The organism is Leptospira sp. B5-022 (assembly GCF_000347035.1).
GTDB lineage: Bacteria > Spirochaetota > Leptospiria > Leptospirales > Leptospiraceae > Leptospira_B > Leptospira_B cinconiae.
Genome location: NZ_ANIJ01000006.1, coordinates 217,517 through 237,514 on the forward strand (window position 1 = coordinate 217,517; position 19,998 = coordinate 237,514).

Here is a 19,998-nt window from a genome sequence, read left to right on the forward strand (position 1 = left end):
ATGTTGAAAGAGAGAAGCCAAACTTTTAAATTATTATTCGTCTTCTTGGACCTGATCTTCTCCTTGGGAAGTTGTGTATTTGCATTCCTTCTCCGTTTCTATGTTGGAGATCCAACGGGAGTGGATAGATCTTATATAGATCTGGAAAGTTATTTTATATTGGGTTCCGTTCTTTCCGTTTCTCAAGTAATCGTTTTTTTATTTATAGATCTGTATCATCCGAGACGTGGACTCTCCTTTTTGGATGAGTTCCTAGCGATCTTCGGGGGTGTGTTCTTAAATTTACTATTCGTATTGTCTATGTTATTCTTCTTCCGAGGAGATTTCGGTAGCGAAAGATTTTCTCGTTCTTTCATTTTAGTTTTTGCCGGGACCAATATTTTTTCTATCGGGCTTCTTCACCTTCTCGCCCGCCAATTCTTACGATATCTTAGAAGTAAAGGTTACAATTTACGCAGGGTTCTTGTGATTGGAACTAGAGAAACTGCGCTACGTTTTGCTGATTCTGTACAAAGGCATCAGATCTATGGATATCAAATCGTCGGTTATGTAAGTTCCGGAAACACGAAGGCCATTCGAAAGGATATGAAGTTAGTCGGAAAAACCGATAAGATAGAAAAGGTTTTATCCGAGGTTAAACCGGACCTAGTTGTCTATGCATTGAATAATGCGGAAGGGGATTGTCTGGAAGCGGTATTGGATGCTTGCGATACGGAAGGTATCGATTTAAAAGTAATTCCCGGCTTCCAAGAGTTTATCAAGGCAAAGGGAAGAGTGGATGAGATGGACGGTCTTCCGGTCATTTCTATTCGAAACATTCCCGTACGATTAGGTTATAATCGGTTCATCAAAAGAAGTTTCGATATTCTATTTTCTCTTTTCTTTATTATACTTTTTTCACCCGTATTTTTGATCATTGCTCTTCTCATCAAATTAAGCTCAAAAGGCCCCGTCTTTTATTATCAGGAGAGGGTCGGCTTAGACAATAAAAGTTTTAAGATGATCAAGTTCAGAAGTATGGTCGTTCAAACCAAGTCACAATCCGAGACTACATGGACGGTCCAAAATGATCCACGGGTGACCGGGATTGGTAAGATACTGCGCAAGACCTCCCTTGACGAAATACCTCAGTTTTTTAATGTGCTTTTAGGAGATATGTCTGTAGTGGGTCCAAGACCCGAAAGACCTCATTTTGTCGAAAAATTCAAAACGGATCATAGGCATTATATGAGAAGGCATGCGGTTAAAGCAGGTATTACCGGTCTTGCGCAAGTCAAAGGTCTGAGAGGAGACACTTCCATCGATGAAAGGATCGATGCAGATATCTACTATATAGAAAACTGGTCTCTTTGGTTGGATATTAAAATCATCCTTCTCACACCTTTAAAAGGTGTGATGGATAAAAATGCCTATTAAGGGAAAAAAAGGAGAACGAAGGCCGTGAACCTAAACGAAGAATCCCTTCAAAAAATCGCAGAGTTATCTAGGCTCAAAATAGATCCGAAGGATATCCAAAACTTCCTTACGGATTTTAATAAGGTGCTGAATTATGTGGATACGATCACTGAGTTAAATGTGAGTTCCGTATCCGACGAGGACTTATATCCGAACGAAGGAAATTCTCTTCGTGTAGATAAAGCGCAAGAGGGCCTAAGCCGCTCTCAGATAGAATCCTTCGCGCCGAGTTTCCAAAACGGATACTTCGTGGTCCCAAAGGTGATCGAAACATGAAAGAACTTTGGAAATTAAAATATTCCGATATTAAAAAAGGTTTAAATTCCGGGGAATTTACTCCTATGGAATTGATCGAGTCTCTTGTCGCTCGTATAGAAGCGGAAGACTCTAAAATTAAGGCATTTCTTTCTTGGGAAAAAGAAAGTATCTTGAAGGCCGCAGCTGAAAGCACCGAAAGAAGAAAATTAGGTAAACCTCTTTCCGAATTCGACGGTATTCCGATCGGAGTGAAGGACAATATCTGTATAGAGAACACGATCACTTCTTGTGCTTCTAAAATTTTGGAAAACTATCGCTCTCCTTTTCATGCGACTGCGATCGAAAAACTTTTAGCAAAAGGGTTTGTTCTCATTCCAAGGGCCAATATGGACGAGTTTGCGATGGGTTCCTCCACGGAAAACTCCGCGTATCAAATTACTAAAAATCCTTTCGATACAACAAGGATCCCTGGGGGATCTTCCGGCGGGTCTGCTGCTGCCGTTGCGGCTTCCTTCGTTCCGGTAGCATTGGGTTCGGATACCGGTGGATCCGTTAGACAGCCTGCATCTCTTTGCGGGATCTACGGTTTAAAACCGACTTATGGAACAGTTTCCAGATATGGGCTTGTAGCTTATGCATCTAGCTTAGATCAGATCGGTCCTTTGTCAAAGGACATAGACGGGATCATCGATGTATATTCTGTGATTTCCGGAAAAGATCAGCGGGACGCTACTTCTAAAAATATTCCAGCATTCGATCCTTCTAATGTGAAAGAACTTCCTTGGAAAGGATTGAAAATAGGTAAGATGAAGATCACTTCTGAGATTGAGCCGGATGTTGCAAAGGCTTACGAATCTCTTTTGTCTGAGTTGGAGTCCAAGGGAGCTCAGCTTGTAGAGCTGGATTTTTCTCTTCTTTCCAATTCCATTCCTATCTATTATATCATTGCAACTGCGGAATGTTCTTCCAATCTCTCCAGATTCGATGGAATCCGTTTCGGACAAAGAAAGGACCCGAACGGTAAACTGGAAGATCTATACGTCACAACTAGAAGCGAAGGTTTTGGTAAAGAAGTCCAGAGAAGGATTTTACTCGGAACATTCTCCTTATCCGCCGGATACTACGATGCCTATTATGGAAGAGCTCAGAAAGCCAGAGTTTTGATCAAAAAAGAATACGAAGGTTATTTTTCGAAAGTGGATCTGATCCTTCAGCCTACTTCTCCTACGACTGCTTTCAAAGTGGGAGAAAAAACTTCCGATCCGATCCAAATGTATAAGGCGGATATTCTTACAACTTCCGTGAACTTGGCCGGAGTTCCTGCTATGTCTGTCCCTATCGGTACGGATTCAAAAGGACTTCCGATCGGTTTACAGATCACCGCTCCTGCTTTACATGAAAATAAAATATTCGGTTTTGCTAAAATGATCTCCGACTGGGCTTCTAAAGTAGAATTGCCCGAAAAGATCAAATGAGTGAACTTACCGCGAGAATTATTCCCTGCCTGGATATAAAAGACGGTAGGGTAGTCAAAGGAGTGAATTTTGTAAACCTGGTAGACGCGGGAGATCCTGTCGAATCTGCCGTGGTTTACGAAAAAAATCTCGCTGACGAGTTATGTTTCTTAGACATCACTGCTTCCAGCGATAAAAGAGACATCTTAATTCATTTAGTAGAAGCAGTTGCGGAAAGGATATTTATCCCATTCACAGTGGGCGGAGGAATTCGCACCTTAGATGATGTGAAAGCGGTTTTGGAAAAGGGCGCCGACAAAGTTTCCATAAATACTGCCGCATTCCAAAATCCGGATCTACTTCGAGCAGCCGCGGAAATTTACGGTTCCCAATGTATCGTATGCGCAGTAGATGTAAAATTTCATCCTGATAGACAAAGATACGAAGTATTCCTGCACGGTGGAAGAACAGAGACGGGAAGAGACGCCTTAGACTGGGGACAAGAAGCCCAGGATAGAGGTGCAGGAGAAATATTGCTCACTTCCATGGATAGGGACGGGACTAAAAAAGGATTCGATATCCAATTACTAAAATTATTTTCTTCTAATTTAGAAATTCCTATTATAGCAAGCGGTGGTGCCGGAAATCCGGAACATATGGTGGAAGCGATACTCAGAGGAAAGGCTGACGCAGTTCTTGCGGCATCCATTTTTCATTTTGGGGAATTTACTATCCAAGAAACAAAAGAAAATATGAGAGAAATGGGGATCAAGGTCAGACTCTGAAGATCAATAGGCGAAGAGGAATTCAGAATCTACATTCCTCTCATTGAACATGCGAAACTGACTTGCTAATTTAAGAATATTTTGATATAGAGGCGGATGTGCAATCTTCCCACGAGCCACTCCCCGCCACCCAAAGTTCGGGTGGGGGCCGTCGACTCCACACGCGTTGGAATTCCAACATGCACAAGAAGTTACCTCGCAGCACTTAAAAAATTCGAACTTAGGAATCGATCTTTCCTTCGGTTTTTTACAGTCCGTTCACAATTGTAAGCACTTCAGCGAATACATTATTAAAATGTGTTTTTACTTTTGTGAGTCCGCCTCCTGTTCCACCTTCATTCCTAAATGACATTTGGGAATGATCCATATCGGTTACAGTGTGTTCTGTTCCGGCCCTATTATTCAACAATGCGGAGGCTAAAGGTACAATCCCGTCTGAGCTAGCAAAGACCGGATTCCCATTTGTGATCACTGTACAAGCAGCTTGATATGTACCTGCATGATCGGCACCACCGCAATTTCCAGCACCCATATCCCCGCCGTAAACGGTTGTAATGGAGTCTCTGGAAGTATTTGCGATCATACTTTCTAAGAAGAAGTTAAATGCTTGGTTCGTTCCGTCTACAATCGTAGGAGAGATTGGATCCACGCCTGCACTAATCCCGTTGGTATACGCAAGTCCTTGTCCGCCGGGAGTGTCCGTCATAAATTTAATAATTGTTCCGATGGCGGTTAAATCTCCCGTGTATTGAGGTGAAGAATACGGAGATCCGTAATATGGAGTTCCTAAAGTGACTATATGATCTATCACATTCTTAGTATTATTTGCATGTTGGACTGCCGCTCTCGAAACAAGACCTCCCATTGAGTGAGCCACAACTACCACTTTGTCGGAAGATGTGAATGCTGCATTTAGAGAGTCGATGAATCTTCTTCCGTTCACTTGAATATAATCGGAAGTTCTATACGTAAAAACATAAATTTCGAATGTATCATACACACTACTGCTATAACCGCCGGGTAGATCGGTGGTCTGAGTGATGAACGCGAGGCCTTGGTTCCAAGTGCCAAGTAGGTTTGCCACTTTTTTATTAAAATCGGTAGGAAGATCCGTTTGCCTTTCCGCAAAATCCCAACCATGGATAAGTATGATTTTTGCTTTAGAATTATCTCGCTGAAAATAAGGATCTTGAAAATACAGGGGAGAAAGGCTTCCCACTGCCATATCCGGGAAGACCGTAGAAAATTTATATAATGCGTGGTTCTGTTCCGCAAAATATGCAGAAATGATATAATCTTTAATTTGATCCGCTAATGATTTGTTATCGGGAGGAGTAAGCCTGTCCTGTAAATAATCGCAATTTCCGAAAGATAGAAGTGTAAAAAATAAGAACAGAGTTCAGAAAGATAAAAATCTTTTCATTCGATATAATCCAAATTTCCGGAAAACGTCATGTTGGAGTTCCTTCAAGACATCGCAGAAGATATTATAGAAAGTCTGTTACTGATCCTCAAAAATCGCAAGCTAGAATTTGATCTAAACTTTCTCTTTCCATCGTAACAAAAAGGAAATAAATGTTTGAGTAAGATTTACTTTGGTCGGTTTTTCAAACGATCGAGTACAATCCCGGTGGCGACTGTCACATTTAAAGAGGAAATATGACCGTGAAGGGGAATACGGACCGTAAAGTCGGATTTTTCCATTAAGATCCTTTTTAGACCTTCTCCTTCATTTCCCATCAGGATCACGAGTTCTTCCCAAGCGGGGATCTTGGACCAATCTTCCGTACCTTTATCGGAAGTGGAAACCACCCAGAAATTTCGTTTTTGCAGTTTTTCTAATATTTGTGCCAGGTTCCCGACTTTAAAAACGTTAAGATAGGCGAGGGCACCTGACGCTACTTTTTCCACCGCAGGAGTGATTCCGGAGGAATCCCTTTCAGGTATAAGGACTGTTTCTACTCCGAAACATTCTGCCGTTCTCAAAATATTTCCCAGGTTGCCCGGATCTTGGATCCGGTCCAAAACCAGGATCGGTCCCTTGCAGTTTTCCAGATGTGAATCGAACGATTTTTTATCTCCGGAGTGGAGTTGGATCCGGAGTGCAAGTACTCCTTGGTGATTCACACCTGGAGCCATTTTGTCTAACTTACTGGGAGAAGCTTCTTTGATAAGAAGTTTCTCCCCTAAATCGGAGAAAATATCTTCTAGTTCTTTTTTGGCTCCGGAAGTCAGCCAAATTTCTTGGAAGGGGAGTTCGGAACCTCTTTCAATATGTCGCTCCAGAATTTCTCGGATATTTCTTCTTCCGTAGATATAATCCTGGCGGCTCATTTTCTCTTCCAGCGAAGACCTTCTTTTGTGTCTTCGATTACAATTCCTAATTCGTTCAGTTTGTCTCTGAGTCTATCGGCTTCCGCAAAGTTTTTGTTTTTGCGTGCTTCCTGTCTTTGTCTAACAAGTTCGTCTATCTCGGAGTCCAAAACTTCCACTTTTCTCTCGAAACTAAGAACCCCTAAGATGGAATCTATTTTATAGAATAATTCTAGTCTTTTGAGGATATCATTCTCGTTCGGAGAATTTTGATCCAAGTATTGGTTGGAATCTTTTACTAATTCAAAAACGGATGCTAAAAATTTGGAAATATTCAGATCGTCTGCGAGGCTATCTAAAAATTCCTCCCAGGAAGCGACTTCGGCTTTTCCCTGAGGTTGGAATACTTTTCCTAATTTAGATAATTCTTCTAATAATCGATTGATACAGTTTTGGATCTTTGAAACGGACCCGGCCGCTTCTTCTAATCTTTCTTTTGTGAAGTTTAATTTGCTTCTATAATGTGCGGAGAGTAGAAGGAAGCGGATATTACGCGGTTCCGCACCTTCTTTTATCAAATCCCTTAGGGTGAAAAAGTTGCCCTTGGACTTGGCCATCTTTTCTCCGTTTACGAGTAGATGTTCGGAGTGAAGCCAATATTTTACGAAAGATTCTTCCGGATAAGCTCCTTCGCTCTGAGCGATCTCATTTTCATGATGAGGGAAGGTGAGATCCACACCTCCGGTATGGATATCCACTCCGGAGCCGTAAACATCACGCACCATGGCAGAACATTCCAAATGCCAGCCTGGTCTTCCGGAGCCTATCTCGGTCTCCCAAGAAGGTTCTCCCTTTTGTTTCGGGAATTTCCAAAGAACGAAATCTCTTACATCGTCTTTGTCATATTCGTCGGTATCGTAACGTGTCCCCGTTTTCATACCGCTTACGTCTATTTTGGAAAGTTTTCCGTAATTTTTGAACTTGGAGATGGAATAATACAAACTTCCGTCTTTTTCGTACACAAGTCCTTGGGCCTGAAGATGTTTTATGATCTCCACCATGGAAGGGATAGAATCGGTGGCTCTAGGGTAATGTTCCAACTTTTGAATATTCAAAGATTCTAAATCTTCTTGGAACGCTTTGACCCATGGTTCGGTGAATTCTCTGATACCTTTCCCTTGGGCTAAAGATTCACGAATGATTTTGTCGTCGATATCGGTGATATTCATGGTCATATCCGGCTTATAACCGAATGCAACTAAGGCTCTTCTAAGAAGATCCACGAATAGGAATGCTCGCAAATTTCCCAAATGTGCGAAGTTATAAACCGTAGGTCCGCAGGAATATACTCTAACTCTGTCCGGAAATTCCGGGCGGAATACTTCTTTGTTTCCGCTGAGAGAGTTATGGAAACGGATCTCTTTCATTCAGGGAACAGGATCTCTTTCGCAAATTCCAGATTGGCCAAATTCTGTTTGTCCCCCGCGATCCCCGCTTCGTTTCCTTCCGTAGGATAAACCTGCATTCTTTTATCGCAAACCAGGTGATTGAATAATGCAAAAACGGATTTAGGGTGAGAGACTTTATCTTCCATTCCGACGGAAACTAAAGTTGGAATCTTGATCTTTTTGGAAAAATTCAAACTATCAAAGTAAGAAAGATTTTTTTTAAGTTGGGCCTTTTTGGATTTAGAGTTGGAGATCTGTTCCGAAATTTCTTTGGACCAGCTTGTTCCTAATTTCAGTTGAGTGTCGTCCACGTGGCAAAAATTAGGAGTTTCTAATATAAGAGCTTTGACTCTAGGTGAATTTGCGGCCCCGAACAAAGCCATTGAAGCTCCGATCCCTTTTCCGGCCAAAATGATCTTATCGCCATCTATACCGTCTGTGAGCCTTAAAAATTCGATCGTGCGGATCACATCCAAGTAATTTGCTTTTAGAAAGAAGGATTCCTTGGCTTCTAATCCTTTTCTATAATATCCTGGAGTCCAATCCGGATCCGGGATCTCGCCTTCCTTCAAAACTGGACGGATTAGTTGAGTTCCGTGACCTCGGAGGTCCAGGATCAGTTGGGCCACTCCTGCTTCCGTCAGTCCCTTAATGATCTGGGGTCTGTCTTTTGCATAATCGTGGAAATAGACGAGAACGGGAAGATCCCCTCGCTTTCGGGGGATCACCAAACTGCCTGTAAGCGTTGCGTTCCCGTAAGATTGGAAAGAAATATCGTAAATGGTTTCTTTTAAAATGGTCCCTTTGAGAAGAGCCTTGGTTTGGTTTTTAACAGGAAACCCTTTAAGTTCACGGATCGACTCCGCCCAAAAATCGTCCAAATCTGCGGGAGGAGAGAACGGAGGATATGTCTGGAAGCACTCGTCGAAACTGATAGCCATCAGAGTTACATCGTTTTCATTTCAACGGGGGTGTAAAGTGATCTTTTGCGGAATACAAAGTCTGGAGTAGAAGGACTGAAATTGTCATAGGTCCTACACCACCCGGAACAGGAGTGTAATAAGAGGATTTTTCCCATGCTCTGGAAATTTCGATGTCTCCTACGTTTCCTGGATTATAGCCTGCATCCAATAATACTGCGCCCGGTTTGATCCAATCCGCTTTGATAAACTCAGGCTTTCCTACCGCGCCAACAACGATATCCGCCTGGGATACGATCTCAGGCAAATTTTTGGTTTTGGAATGGCAAAGAGTAACGGTCGCGTTCATTTCTGTTAGAAGCATCGCCATCGGTTTTCCCAAAATAGGAGAACGACCGACCACCACGGCTCTTTTTCCTGCGGGGTCAATCCCGTATTCTTTTAGTAAAAGGACCATACCGTAGGGCGTGCACGGAAGATAGGTTTCCACTCCCATGGACAATTTGCCGAATGACAATGTAGTAACCCCGTCTACATCCTTATGTAAAGCGATCCGATCGAATGCTGCTCTTTCATCTATCTGAGGCGGAGAAGGGTGTTGTAAAAGAATTCCGTGAGTGTTGGGATCCGCGTTCAATCTATCTATGACAGCAAGTAATTCCTCGGTTGTAGTAGTTTCCGGAAGTTCGATCTTTTCGGAGATCATCCCTACCGCATGGCAGGACTTGACTTTCATATTCACATACGTTTCAGAAGCCGGATCATTCCCGACCAGGATCGTTGCGAGTTTCGGGGGCTTTTTTCCGGAAGCCGTGAGAGTTTTGATCTCTTCGGCGATTGAATCTTTTATTTTTTGGGAAAGTTTTTTGCCATCCAGTAAAATCGCGGTCATGGGTTCAGGATTTAGCTTCCGGTCCCGATGTCATCCGAAAATAATCCTTTTCAGTCGGGTAGAATGCTTAAAATAGGATCATGTCCGAAGTTTCCACCATTGATCTAAATCGTTTGCCGGAACATGTAAATCAAACCGTACGGATCCAAGGTTGGGTCCACGGTTTGAGAGGATCTAACGCCAGACAATTTTTAAGTCTGAGAAATTCCGGAAAGATACTGCAAGTACTCGCAGAAAAAGAGATTTTGGGAGAAGATCTGTTCTCCGAGATCAAACACCTAAAGCAGGAAACTTCCGTCGAGGTAGTCGGCAAATTAGTGGAGAATGAAAAGTCTCCCATCGGGTACGAACTTGTACTTTCTTCCTTCAAGAAGGTGGGGGAATCGGAAAATTATCCGATTACACCCAAAGAACATGGGATCGACTTCCTACTTTCCCAAAGACATCTATGGTTACGTTCCAGTAAGCAGCTTGCCATTATAAAAGTAAGAAGCGAACTTTCTTACCAGATCCGGAAGTATTTTCATGATAATCAATTTACCTTAATCGATACTCCCATATTAACAGGTTCGATCGGAGAATCGGCCGGTACGTTATTCTCCACCGAATACTTCGATCTTGGAAATGCCTATCTCGCTCAAACGGGACAATTATACTTGGAAACTGCCATATTCGCCCATAACAAAGTGTACTGTTACGGACCTACATTCCGAGCGGAGAAGAGTAAGACCAGACGACATTTGACGGAATTCTGGATGGTGGAAGCTGAAACCGCATTTTTAACACATGCAGAAAACTTAAAATTACAGGAAAATTTTGTAAAAACAGTGATCCGAGAAACTGTAGCCGCCTGTGGTCCGGAACTGAAAGTTTTGGAAAGGGATCCTTCTTCTTTACTAGATTATATTTCCAAACCTTTCGCATTGATAGATTACACGGAAGCCTTGGAATACCTACAATCCCAGAAAGAAGATATAGTTTGGGGGGACGATATCAATTCCGAAAGAGAACAGATGCTTTGCCAAAAATTCGGCGGCCCCGTTTTTATCCAAAAATATCCTAGAGAAGCGAAAGCGTTCTATATGAAAGTCAACCCGGAGGATCCAAGAACGGTGCTTAACGCGGATCTGATCGCTCCAGACGGAGTAGGGGAGATCATCGGCGGTTCGGAAAGAGAAGAAAGTTACGAAAATATCACTAAAAGGTTAGAAGAAGAAAACCTTCCTGTGGAATCTTATGAATGGTACTTGGAATTGAGAAAATACGGCTCCGTTCCCCATTCAGGTTTCGGGCTCGGGACGGAAAGATTGATCGCTTGGATCTGCGGACTACAGCATGTCCGGGAATGTATCCCTTTCCCTCGAATGATGGAAAGGTTGTATCCTTAAGGACTAATTTCGCATAGAGCTTACAAAGAACAAAGAGCTTACTTTTTTAACTCCGTGAACTCTGTGTCTCCATGCGAAACATCTTTGGGCTAAAAAAAATCGCAGGAAAAAGTGCGATTGGCCGATACCAAAAATAGAGGTATCGTATGGCTAAAAGTTCCGCCCTTTCCACACAGCTTTCTTTGGAAGAGTCCGCTTGGGAACTCTTTGAAACAGGAGCTTACGAGGAAGTAACCAAACTAGCGGAGAAGAATGCGAAGAACGTGTTCTTAAATCATTTAAGAGCGGTTTGTGAATTCGAAACGGAAACAAATACTGCCAATAATTTTCCTTTAGAAGGAAAAACGGTCCTCACACCTTTACTCGGTGCATATTTGCATAGAGCTAAAGGAAATTCAAAAGAGGCTGCGTTATTATTCCACGAATACTTCAAGGCATCCTCCAGCCCTGTATCCTATTCTATTCTAACCACAGGGATCAAGGCATGCGAAGAAGTGGGAGCCCACAAAGCCTGCGCGGATCTCATCCAAAGATATAAGGCACTTTGGTCCGATGGATATTTTGCCAGACTCGAATTTTTTTCCCTCTATCATTTAAGAAAATTCGAAGAAGCATTAAAAGTATTTAGAGAAAATTCTGAAAATTTAAAAGAAGACAGAGATGTTCTGGCATCTTTAGGATTATGTTTTGTTCATATAGGAAAATTCGAAGAAGCGTGTAATATCCTGGAAAAACTTCCTGGTGCAGGCGAGATCCCTTCTTACGAAGAGAAAGTGACCGAATATTCCGACAGGATCAAAAATATTCCGAAATATGAAGCCAGAAAAAAAGAACTCTCTAGGACGGAACTTTTGGATTTGGGATATGCGTATTTATTCTCGGAGTCGTATAAAAAGGCGGAAGAGGTATTTACTTCTCTTGTTTCCTTAGGATCACGATAACTTTTCCTTTCAAAAGTGCCTCCCTGGATTTGGGGGAGGCTAGGATCTTTTCCGCATCTTCGTTCGAGATCACAAGATCCGCTCCTAATTTTCCAAAAACACCCAAGGCGGTAGTCAAAAGCGGCTTTGATCCTGCTACCTCTTCCTTCATTGCATCCTGAACTCTAGAAAAGTAACGAATATAACCGTAATTCACTATGGAACTTTTTTTGACGAATAAGGGAGAATAGATCCCGATCCCATCCTCGTCCCTGATCTCCGAGAACAAAGCTGGCACAACTTCCAAATGTCTTGCATCTACTATGAGCCCTGTATAAGGGTCCGCTGGATTATGGATCGGATGAGCTTCCGGAAAATTTTCGGAAGAATAAGGGAGAGTAATATGGGAAAGGATCCCTTTTTTCCCTTTTAAAGAAAGAATGCCGGTCGCGATTAGCTGATTTCCTTTGAATTGATTATGGATCTCGATCGGCTCCTTCTCGTAGATCTCTTGGAAAATTTCGCGAAAGGACTCGTCTTGTTCGATCTTTTCACGCAAGAGAAGATTGGAATCCAACTTAAGATTTTCCATACTTCTATATAAGTATTTTTTAATTTCTTCCTTTGCTGTCTCTTTGGCGATGTTTCGAGCTTCCGTGATATTTTTTGCGGTTCCGATCTTATTATAATCGGGATCGTCGGGATGAAACGAGATTTTCGGAAGTTTAACTTCCACAGTTTTACGGATCTCACCCGTTCTCCAATTTACGATCGTTTCCGTTTTGTCTTTGGATTCCCAGGAATAAAGGGAAAGACCTGAGATCAAAAAGAATACAAGCGTCTTACATTTCATACCGCTTCTCCGGAAGAATAATTGGGAAGTTTAGAATATTCTAATTTTAGTTGGTTCCATTCGGAGATCCGTTTTGCAGGGGGAAGTGAATCGATCAGATCCTTGCCGTATGATTTGGTCCAAATCCTAGAATCTAATAGACTCACAATGCCGGTATCCCTTTCGGAACGGATCAACCTTCCAAAACCTTGTTTTAGTACCGTAGTTGCATAAGGAAGTTGTAGATCCTTGAATGGATTTCCACCTTTTTCCTTTAACTTCTCACTTTTTGCTTCCAGCACCGGATCGTTCGGAGGTTGGAAAGGAAGTTTTGTGAGGATCACGGATCTAAGTTTATCACCTCTAATATCCACTCCCTGCCAGAAGGAAGCTACTCCAAAAAGTACCGCGTCCTTTTCCGCTAAAAACCGATTCTTAGCCGCTTCGGGGCCCATTTCCAATTGAGAGATCACCGGAAGATCCGTAAGAGGGCGGATCGTTTCTATAATTTCGTTTAAGGATTTGTTCGAGGTAAATAGAACGAATGCTCCACCTTTAGTAAGCTCGATCAATTTTAAAATATAACGAGAAAGGTCCGCCGCATTTCTTTCCGGAGATTCGGTTGCATCCTTGATATCTTTCGGCAAAAAGAGCAATGCATTCTTTTCATACGGAAAAGGAGAAGCCACCAATTTAGAACGAGAAGGTAATCTTCCGATCCGATCCGCAAAATAGCCAAGGTCGCCCTTATTTGTGGAAAGTGTTGCAGAAGTGAAAATTATACTTTCCGTTCTTGGCTCCAACACTTCCCGCAATATTGTTTCCGATTTTAAAGGTTGGGTCAGAAGTTTCGGGAACATCTCTTTCGTTTTCGTATTCGGGGGATCCGCCCAATAAACTCTTTCTCCTTCGTCCATTGTGCGGAAAAGATGTAAACCTTCTGCGATCTGACCGATCCTTCCGGAAGACATTTCTATTTCCATTGCGATCTCTTTCTCTTCCAACTCGTCGCTTTCTTTAGAATATTTTTTTAATTCTATAAGAAGCGCTTCTTGCAAAGAATCTAATGCTGCTTCTAATTCTCCTCCGTCCATTTTTAACGGTCTGCGGATCCGTTGGGAACCGTAAAAGTTGAGCGGAAGTTCTCCTACTACCTTATTGAAACAAAGGAAAAGTTTTTCTCCCGCAAGATTGGCTAGATCATTGATCTTAGGAGAATTAAGCCTTGCTCCGAGTCCCGATTTTTTCTGGGAATTCCAAACACCTTGTAAAAGTTTTTGGATCTCCAAAGATGATAATTCTATTCTGAACGCATTTCCTAAAACTTCCGGAAAATTATGAGCCTCATCGATTACGATCTTTTTAAAGTCCGGAAGTATATTAAAATCCGACGCTATATGCGCCGCGAGTAGGGAATGATTTACGATTAGAAGATTGGACTTCTGCCATTTGGCCCTTTCTAAAAAATAAAATGAATGAGAAAAATTCGGGCAACTTCTTCCTAAGCAAGAGTCCGCCTCTCTGGTTACCTTGGACCAAAAATCAGGGGACGCATATCCATCGTATTCTTGCCTTCTTCCCGATTCGGATTGGTTTACCCAATCCTTAAATGAATTCAGATGTTCCATCATCTCGGGACCAAAGGTCCCTTGTGTGAGAACATTTCCTAATTTTCTTTTGCAGACGTAATTGGAAGCTCCCATTGCGATCTCTGCTTTTACTTCCTGTCCCAAAATTTGGGAAACAAGAGGGATGTCTTTTCGAATGAGCTGGTCTTGTAGAGCTTTTGTTTCCGTAGAGATGACTACGATCTCTTCTCTTTCTATCGCGTTCATTGCCGCAGGGATCAAATATGCTAAGGATTTTCCCACACCTGTTCCCGCTTCCACGATCAAATGTTCCGAACCGGCAAACGCTTGTTCCACACTATTTGCCATTTGGATCTGGCCCGATCTAGATTCGAAATCAGGCCAAAGTTTGGAAAGTTTTTTGAATTGTTCTTCGACTTTACTCAAAGGTACTTACGCTTCCCTGGTCCGGAAAAGTTTGATCACACAATATAAGGATAGAAGGGACACTAATCCCAAAGAAACCCACATGATCACCGCTCCATCGAAAGTTAATTCGGGAGAAACGGAACCGAATGCAGCCGCTATCGAGGAAGTTTCTTTATACGGAAAGAAGTTCATAAAGAATGCCAGGATCAGTATAAAACTTCCCAAAAAGATTGGTAGCATTTTGTTCGTGGATCTATCCTTGGATTCTTCCTTACCTTTTAGGCTGAAATGTACTAAAACGTAAATGAGCCCGAATACTGCGAGGATTGATAGAAATACATAACGGGAGATCAATGCCTGGAATTTCGCTTCTTCCGCGCTTGTTCCAGCCGAGGCATTTGCGATCATCCAATCCACATCCATTTTATTAAAATAAGATCCAAGATTTTGGTAGAGGAACATTCCGAATACGACAAGTAAGAATGCCGGAGTGATATATTGGATGACCCACCAGAAAAATTTAGGTAGGTGAGCGTGTGCACCTTTATGACCTTCTTCCAAACCTTTTTTGGCCCCTATTACCCAGCCGAAAATTAAGATCTGTAAGGTAGCTAAAATATAGATGAGAACCGTTCCGACCCAGAAATCCGCTTGGTCCAGCGCATTGAAGTTTTTGTTAAAATACAAGATAGGAAAGGAAAGCCCGAATGTGAAAAGAAAAAGAATAAAACTAGAAATCCTTCTTCTAATATGAAAAGCTTCTTCCAAAAACACGATCACTGGTTGCAACATCGTAACGGAAGAAGTGAGCGCCGCTAAGAATAAAACAAAGTACCAGATCGCTCCGAAAAAGGAACCTCCCGGCATTAATGCAAATACGGATGGAAGTGCGATAAATCCCATCCCAAACGTTCCGAAGGAAGTCGCCGATACTCCTAAAAATAAAAATGCCACAGGAATCGTGATCATTCCGCCGAATCCGACTTCTATAAACTCGTTTAGGGAAGCTGCGGAAACGGAAGATAAGATCACATCGTTCTCTTTTTTAAGATAACTGGAAAATACCAAAGCGATCCCGAAACCTGCAGACAAAGTAAAAAAGATCTGACCCGCAGCGGAGATCCAAACCTTAGCCTCTCCTAAAGCGGACCAATTCGGATTCCACATCTTGGCAAGCCCTAACTCTATATTATCCAAAGTTAATACTCGAACAAGTACGATCACGGAACAGATGAGCATGGAAGGGACCGCGATCTTAGCGAATATTTCGATCCCTTTCGCGATCCCTCTATACACTAAGATGAAATTCATTAAAAAACAGGCAAGTGTGGCGTAAAAAATTTTACCTTCTATGGCCATCCCATTTTCTTTAGCGCCTACTAGGGTATGAAAATGATCGGAAGAATTCTGGATGAGGGAATTCAGGTCCCCGTTCCCTGGGTTCAAGCTGATATTTCCTGTAATAAAATCGAATGCGTAAGCTAAACACCAGGCTTCCACAAAAACATAATATACATAAATGAGCAAAGGAATGGTAACACCGATTGCTCCGAGCAGTCTAAGAGGTACACCAGAAAGATAGGCTCGGAACAGATTCGGAAAACTATGACCATGTTCTCCTCCCATTCTTCCCATCACCCATTCGGTGATACAAACCGGGATCCCGACCAGGATAAAACTAATGATGTAGGGGAGAAGGAAAGCTCCTCCTCCATTCTGTACTGCTTGTCCCGGAAAGCGGAGGAAATTTCCGAGTCCGATCGCTCCCGAGGCAACGGTTAATATGAGTCCAGTACGGGATTTCCAACTTTCCTTGGGCGGTTCTTTAGTCATCTAGGGTTGTTCCGGCTTTTAGGGATTTTCGGACTTACCACCTGTCCGAAAAGGGAATGGACTATAATCCCAGCGGAACATATCCCCTTGTCAAAACGAATTCAGTTTGAGAAACGGAAAAAAAAGAGACATAAGCAATTGAGAATTGTCTCTGACTTTCTGGCAGAAATTAGTGAAAAAAATCTTTAAAGCCAGTCTAAGGTATAAGTCGAATCCATAATAGATCCGGTAAAAAAATGAAACTAGATAAGATTACATTAAAATTGAATGAGGCTCTTTCAGGTGCACAAAGCTCCTATGATAAGAACCCCGAGATACAAGAGGAACATATCATCGCTCAAATCCTAGGACAAGGAGATGGGTTTGCTCCTCCTTTGTTTTCCAAGCTGGGTTTGAATTTACCTGCGTTCCTAGATAAAACGGAAGAAGCGATCACTAGGCTTCCTAGAGTAGAAGGTCATTCCGAAAAGGGATTTTCGCGAGCCGCAATCTCTCTTTTACAATCTTCCGACAAGATCAGGATCGAATTGAAGGATGAATATCTTTCCACAGATCATGTTCTCTTGGCATTTCTGAAGAACGGGACTTCTTCCCTTCGCCAGGAATTCAATCGATTAGGACTCGATTATCCTAAATTATTAAAAGTCGTATTAGAACTTAGAAAAGGACAACCCATCATGGATGATACTCCGGAAAACAAGGCGGACGCCTTAAAGAAATATGCAAAAAATCTAAACGAGCTTGCAAAACTAGGCAAGCTGGACCCGGTCATCGGAAGGGATGAGGAGATCAGAAGGACCATCCAAGTTTTGACCCGCAGGACCAAGAACAATCCTGTGCTCATCGGGGAGCCGGGAGTAGGTAAGACCGCGATCGTAGAAGGTCTAGCCGGTAAGATCATCCAAGGAGAAGTTCCGGAAGGAATTAAGACCAAGACAATCTATGCCTTGGATCTAGGTGCGATGATTGCCGGTGCAAAGTATCGGGGAGAATTCGAGGAAAGACTAAAAGCGACACTCGACGAAGTAAAACATAGCGAAGGGAATATCATCCTATTCATAGACGAGATCCATACACTCGTGGGAGCAGGAGCGCAAGAAGGAGCAATGGATGCTTCTAATATGCTGAAACCTATGCTTGCCAGAGGGGAACTTCGCTGTATTGGAGCTACAACCTTAAAGGAATACCAAAAGTATATCGAAAAGGATGCCGCCTTAGAGAGAAGGTTCCAACCCGTTTACGTTAAGGAACCGACTGTGGAGGAAACAGTTACCATTCTTAGGGGATTAAAAGACAGATACGAACTTCATCATGGAATTAAAATTTTGGATTCCGCGATCGTGGCTGCAGCTAGTTTATCGAATCGTTATATAGCGGATCGTTTTCTTCCGGATAAGGCAGTAGACCTGATCGACGAGGCAAGCTCCAAGATGAGGATAGAAATGGACTCTATGCCGGAAGAATTGGACAAGCTGAGTAAGAAGATCCAGTCCTTAAAGATCGAAAAAGAAGCCTTAAAAAGAGAAACGGATCCGGCTTCCAAACAAAGAGTGGAGAATATCGCGAAAGAACTTTCGGAACAGGAAGAACTTTTCCGAAATCTAAAAGCTCGTTGGGATCTGGAAAAATCCAAAATTGCTAAAATTAAGGAAATCAAGGAAGAAACGGATAAATATAAGGTTTTGGAGGCGGAAGCAGAGCGTAGGGGAGAGATCAATAGAGTCGCAGAAATTCGTTACGGAAAACTAATCGAACTTTCCAAAGAAATGGAGAAAGCGAACGCGGAACTCAAAAAAATTTCCGGATCGGGAAGACTTCTAAAAGAAGAAGTGGATGAGGAAGATATCGCGAACATAGTTTCTCGTTGGACCGGAATTCCCGTCTCTAAAATGCTCCAAGGGGAGAAGGCAAAACTTCTCAAAATGGAAGATTCTTTAAAGATCAAGGTGATCGGTCAGGACCATGCTTTGGAATTATTATCGGAAGCGATCCGTAGATCCAGAGCAGGGATAGCGGATCCGAATCGTCCGATCGGTACATTCTTATTCTTAGGACCGACCGGTGTGGGTAAAACGGAAACTGCTAAGGCATTGTCCGAATTCCTTTTCGATGATGTGAATGCAATGCTTCGAATCGATATGAGCGAGTATATGGAGGCTCATTCAGTTTCCAGATTAATAGGAGCTCCTCCGGGTTATATAGGACATGATGAAGGCGGGCAATTGACTGAAGCTGTAAGACGTAGACCTTATTCCGTGATCTTGTTCGACGAGGTGGAAAAGGCTCATCCGGAAGTGTTCAATATTTTCTTACAGATACTGGACGAGGGTAGGTTGACCGATTCCAAGGGAAGAAATGTGGACTTTAAGAACACAGTTATCATTCTTACTTCTAACCTAGGTTCGGATGTTTTAGGTTCGACGGAGTATTCACAAGAAGAAAAAGAAAGAATGGTGGAGCAAAGGTTGAAAAAACATTTTAAACCTGAGTTCTTAAACCGCTTGGACGAAGTGATCCTATTCAAATCCGTGGACGAGGCAATGATCGCTAAGATCGCAGAATTACAATTGCAGATCATGGCTAAAAAGGCAGAGGAAAACGGATTAAAGGTAAGTTTCACTCCTGCATTAAAGAAACACGTTGTACAAGCGGGTTTCGATCCTGAATACGGAGCAAGACCTTTGAAAAGACTGATCCAAAGAGAGATCGGGAACGCTCTCAGTAGTTTTATCCTGAAAGGCGAATTCAAAGAAGGACAAAGTATCGTTCTGGATTATTCCGGCGGGACTGTGCTTGTTAAGTAAGAAGAAAATAAAAAACCCCGGGTTTGTTACAACCTGGGGTTTCAACAACGGCACATAGTAAGGGAAAAGAATGTGCAGTATTGCTTTACGGGAGTTATAACCTCCCGTATTCGATTTAGAATTCTACTTTATGTAGAAATAATTCCTCTTTTTTCATTTTTAAAACTTTAGATGCCATGCTCTTGAAATCTTCAGGCGGCTCTAATAGTCCTAACTCCACTTTGGAAAGGAAAGGAGTCGAGACCTTTAATTTTTTAGCCATATCGTATTGTTTGATACCCAATTCTCTGCGTTTTGCCCAGAGTTTATTGGTAAGTCCTTGGCTGAATTCAGGATAAACCTCTTCTACCGGACTGTCGTTAAACAGCTTATCTAATGTCGTTTTCAAATATTTAGCGCAAGCTTGTCTGAATTTTTCAGTAGGAGCTTGGCTTCCGGTTTCAATTTTGGAAAGGTAGCTAGGGGATACACCCAGAGCCCTTGCCATATCATATTGCTTGATTCCCCGTTTTTTACGGAGCATATAGATGTGGTTGTTCATTCTTTTCCCCTTTTTAACCGTTTTAAAACGACCTTACTTTGTCTCGAGAATAAATTTCCATTGGGTCAAACAAGCACTTAAGTATAGAAATTTTTTCCAAAGTCGGCTTATACTAAAAGAGAAAAGAATAAGAATCAAGCATTTGAATTCTTATTCGA

At 42.3% G+C, this 19,998-nt stretch carries 16 protein-coding genes; 7 read left to right on the plus strand and 9 right to left on the minus strand.

The annotated features are described in order from the left end of the window. Genes LEP1GSC192_RS01580 through hisF form a run of 4 tightly spaced genes read left to right on the plus strand, consistent with a single transcriptional unit; the run spans window position 1 to window position 3,952 of the window. Window positions 1-1,416: an undecaprenyl-phosphate glucose phosphotransferase gene (locus LEP1GSC192_RS01580; protein WP_036088660.1), complete on the plus strand. Its 1,416-nt coding sequence runs from the start codon at window positions 1-3 to the stop codon at window positions 1,414-1,416. 24 nt (window positions 1,417-1,440) lie between these two features. Continuing rightward, window positions 1,441-1,731 (plus strand): Asp-tRNA(Asn)/Glu-tRNA(Gln) amidotransferase subunit GatC, encoded by a 291-nt coding sequence (gene gatC, locus LEP1GSC192_RS01585; RefSeq protein ID WP_020768448.1) that lies wholly within the window; start codon window positions 1,441-1,443, stop codon window positions 1,729-1,731. Then, the gene (gene gatA / locus LEP1GSC192_RS01590; protein ID WP_020768395.1) at window positions 1,728-3,188 is read left to right on the plus strand and encodes an Asp-tRNA(Asn)/Glu-tRNA(Gln) amidotransferase subunit GatA; all 1,461 of its coding nucleotides are present in this window, start codon (window positions 1,728-1,730) and stop codon (window positions 3,186-3,188) included. Before gatC ends, gatA begins: the two co-directional genes overlap by 4 nt. After that, a complete protein-coding gene (gene hisF / locus LEP1GSC192_RS01595; protein WP_020768165.1) occupies window positions 3,185-3,952 on the plus strand; it encodes an imidazole glycerol phosphate synthase subunit HisF in 768 nt (255 codons plus the stop codon). The genes gatA and hisF overlap by 4 nt, the downstream gene beginning before the upstream one ends. Window positions 3,953-4,199: 247 nt before the next feature. Here hisF and LEP1GSC192_RS01600 read toward each other — a convergent pair whose 3' ends face one another. The 5 genes from LEP1GSC192_RS01600 to folD all read right to left on the minus strand — a co-directional run bounded on the left by LEP1GSC192_RS01600 (window position 4,200) and on the right by folD (window position 9,525). Further along, entirely contained in the window at window positions 4,200-5,177 is a 978-nt protein-coding gene (locus tag LEP1GSC192_RS01600) for an alpha/beta hydrolase (protein ID WP_020768286.1), read from the minus strand. A 365-nt stretch (window positions 5,178-5,542) separates the two neighbouring features. Then, entirely contained in the window at window positions 5,543-6,286 is a 744-nt protein-coding gene (gene rlmB / locus LEP1GSC192_RS01605) for a 23S rRNA (guanosine(2251)-2'-O)-methyltransferase RlmB (RefSeq protein ID WP_020768056.1), read from the minus strand. Next, on the minus strand, window positions 6,283-7,692 hold the full coding sequence (gene cysS, locus LEP1GSC192_RS01610) for a cysteine--tRNA ligase (RefSeq protein ID WP_020768074.1): 1,410 nt from the start codon (window positions 7,690-7,692) through the stop codon (window positions 6,283-6,285). The genes rlmB and cysS overlap by 4 nt, the downstream gene beginning before the upstream one ends. Further along, a complete protein-coding gene (locus LEP1GSC192_RS01615) occupies window positions 7,689-8,654 on the minus strand; it encodes an acetylxylan esterase (RefSeq protein ID WP_020768434.1) in 966 nt (321 codons plus the stop codon). The genes cysS and LEP1GSC192_RS01615 overlap by 4 nt, the downstream gene beginning before the upstream one ends. 16 nt (window positions 8,655-8,670) lie before the next feature. Then, window positions 8,671-9,525 (minus strand): bifunctional methylenetetrahydrofolate dehydrogenase/methenyltetrahydrofolate cyclohydrolase FolD, encoded by an 855-nt coding sequence (gene folD / locus LEP1GSC192_RS01620; protein ID WP_020768509.1) that lies wholly within the window; start codon window positions 9,523-9,525, stop codon window positions 8,671-8,673. An 80-nt stretch (window positions 9,526-9,605) separates the two neighbouring features. Here folD and asnS point away from each other — a divergent pair, with 80 nt between their 5' ends. Then, window positions 9,606-10,913 (plus strand): asparagine--tRNA ligase, encoded by a 1,308-nt coding sequence (gene asnS / locus LEP1GSC192_RS01625; protein WP_020768017.1) that lies wholly within the window; start codon window positions 9,606-9,608, stop codon window positions 10,911-10,913. Window positions 10,914-11,059: 146 nt separating this feature from the next. Next, window positions 11,060-11,854 carry a hypothetical protein gene (locus LEP1GSC192_RS01630; protein WP_020768093.1) on the plus strand — a complete coding sequence of 265 codons (795 nt, stop codon included), beginning with the start codon at window positions 11,060-11,062 and terminating at the stop codon, window positions 11,852-11,854. On the opposite strand, the gene LEP1GSC192_RS01635 is transcribed toward LEP1GSC192_RS01630, so the two are convergent. The 3 genes from LEP1GSC192_RS01635 to LEP1GSC192_RS01645 are packed head-to-tail and all read right to left on the minus strand — an operon-like array spanning window position 11,823 to window position 16,495. Next, window positions 11,823-12,686, minus strand: a complete 864-nt coding sequence (locus tag LEP1GSC192_RS01635) for a hypothetical protein (RefSeq protein WP_020768106.1) — start codon at window positions 12,684-12,686, stop codon at window positions 11,823-11,825. The two genes, LEP1GSC192_RS01630 and LEP1GSC192_RS01635, sit on opposite strands and share 32 nt — an antisense overlap. Beyond that, window positions 12,683-14,680, minus strand: coding sequence for an ATP-dependent DNA helicase (locus LEP1GSC192_RS01640; RefSeq protein WP_020768022.1), 1,998 nt, complete (start codon window positions 14,678-14,680; stop codon window positions 12,683-12,685). Before LEP1GSC192_RS01640 ends, LEP1GSC192_RS01635 begins: the two co-directional genes overlap by 4 nt. Before the next feature lie 6 nt (window positions 14,681-14,686). Beyond that, window positions 14,687-16,495 (minus strand): sodium-dependent transporter, encoded by a 1,809-nt coding sequence (locus LEP1GSC192_RS01645; RefSeq protein ID WP_020768116.1) that lies wholly within the window; start codon window positions 16,493-16,495, stop codon window positions 14,687-14,689. A 236-nt stretch (window positions 16,496-16,731) separates the two neighbouring features. Between LEP1GSC192_RS01645 and clpB the strand changes: the two genes are divergently transcribed. Continuing rightward, window positions 16,732-19,299, plus strand: coding sequence for an ATP-dependent chaperone ClpB (gene clpB, locus LEP1GSC192_RS01650; RefSeq protein WP_020768043.1), 2,568 nt, complete (start codon window positions 16,732-16,734; stop codon window positions 19,297-19,299). A gap of 115 nt (window positions 19,300-19,414) precedes the next feature. Here clpB and LEP1GSC192_RS01655 read toward each other — a convergent pair whose 3' ends face one another. Next, window positions 19,415-19,822, minus strand: a complete 408-nt coding sequence (locus LEP1GSC192_RS01655; protein WP_036088666.1) for a helix-turn-helix transcriptional regulator — start codon at window positions 19,820-19,822, stop codon at window positions 19,415-19,417. Window positions 19,823-19,998 lie beyond the last annotated feature (176 nt).

Bases quoted from the DNA above. Each gene is read 5' to 3' on its own strand.
- LEP1GSC192_RS01580 (WP_036088660.1), top strand. From the start codon at position 1: ATGTTGAAAGAGAGAAGCCAAACTTTTAAATTATTATTCGTCTTCTTG.
- gatA (WP_020768395.1), top strand. From the start codon at position 1,728: ATGAAAGAACTTTGGAAATTAAAATATTCCGATATTAAAAAAGGTTTA.
- hisF (WP_020768165.1), top strand. From the start codon at position 3,185: ATGAGTGAACTTACCGCGAGAATTATTCCCTGCCTGGATATAAAAGAC.
- LEP1GSC192_RS01600 (WP_020768286.1), bottom strand. From the start codon at position 5,177: ATGGCAGTGGGAAGCCTTTCTCCCCTGTATTTTCAAGATCCTTATTTT.
- rlmB (WP_020768056.1), bottom strand. From the start codon at position 6,286: ATGAGCCGCCAGGATTATATCTACGGAAGAAGAAATATCCGAGAAATT.
- cysS (WP_020768074.1), bottom strand. From the start codon at position 7,692: ATGAAAGAGATCCGTTTCCATAACTCTCTCAGCGGAAACAAAGAAGTA.
- LEP1GSC192_RS01615 (WP_020768434.1), bottom strand. From the start codon at position 8,654: ATGGCTATCAGTTTCGACGAGTGCTTCCAGACATATCCTCCGTTCTCT.
- folD (WP_020768509.1), bottom strand. From the start codon at position 9,525: ATGACCGCGATTTTACTGGATGGCAAAAAACTTTCCCAAAAAATAAAA.
- asnS (WP_020768017.1), top strand. From the start codon at position 9,606: ATGTCCGAAGTTTCCACCATTGATCTAAATCGTTTGCCGGAACATGTA.
- LEP1GSC192_RS01630 (WP_020768093.1), top strand. From the start codon at position 11,060: ATGGCTAAAAGTTCCGCCCTTTCCACACAGCTTTCTTTGGAAGAGTCC.
- LEP1GSC192_RS01635 (WP_020768106.1), bottom strand. From the start codon at position 12,686: ATGAAATGTAAGACGCTTGTATTCTTTTTGATCTCAGGTCTTTCCCTT.
- LEP1GSC192_RS01645 (WP_020768116.1), bottom strand. From the start codon at position 16,495: ATGACTAAAGAACCGCCCAAGGAAAGTTGGAAATCCCGTACTGGACTC.
- clpB (WP_020768043.1), top strand. From the start codon at position 16,732: ATGAAACTAGATAAGATTACATTAAAATTGAATGAGGCTCTTTCAGGT.
- LEP1GSC192_RS01655 (WP_036088666.1), bottom strand. From the start codon at position 19,822: ATGCTCCGTAAAAAACGGGGAATCAAGCAATATGATATGGCAAGGGCT.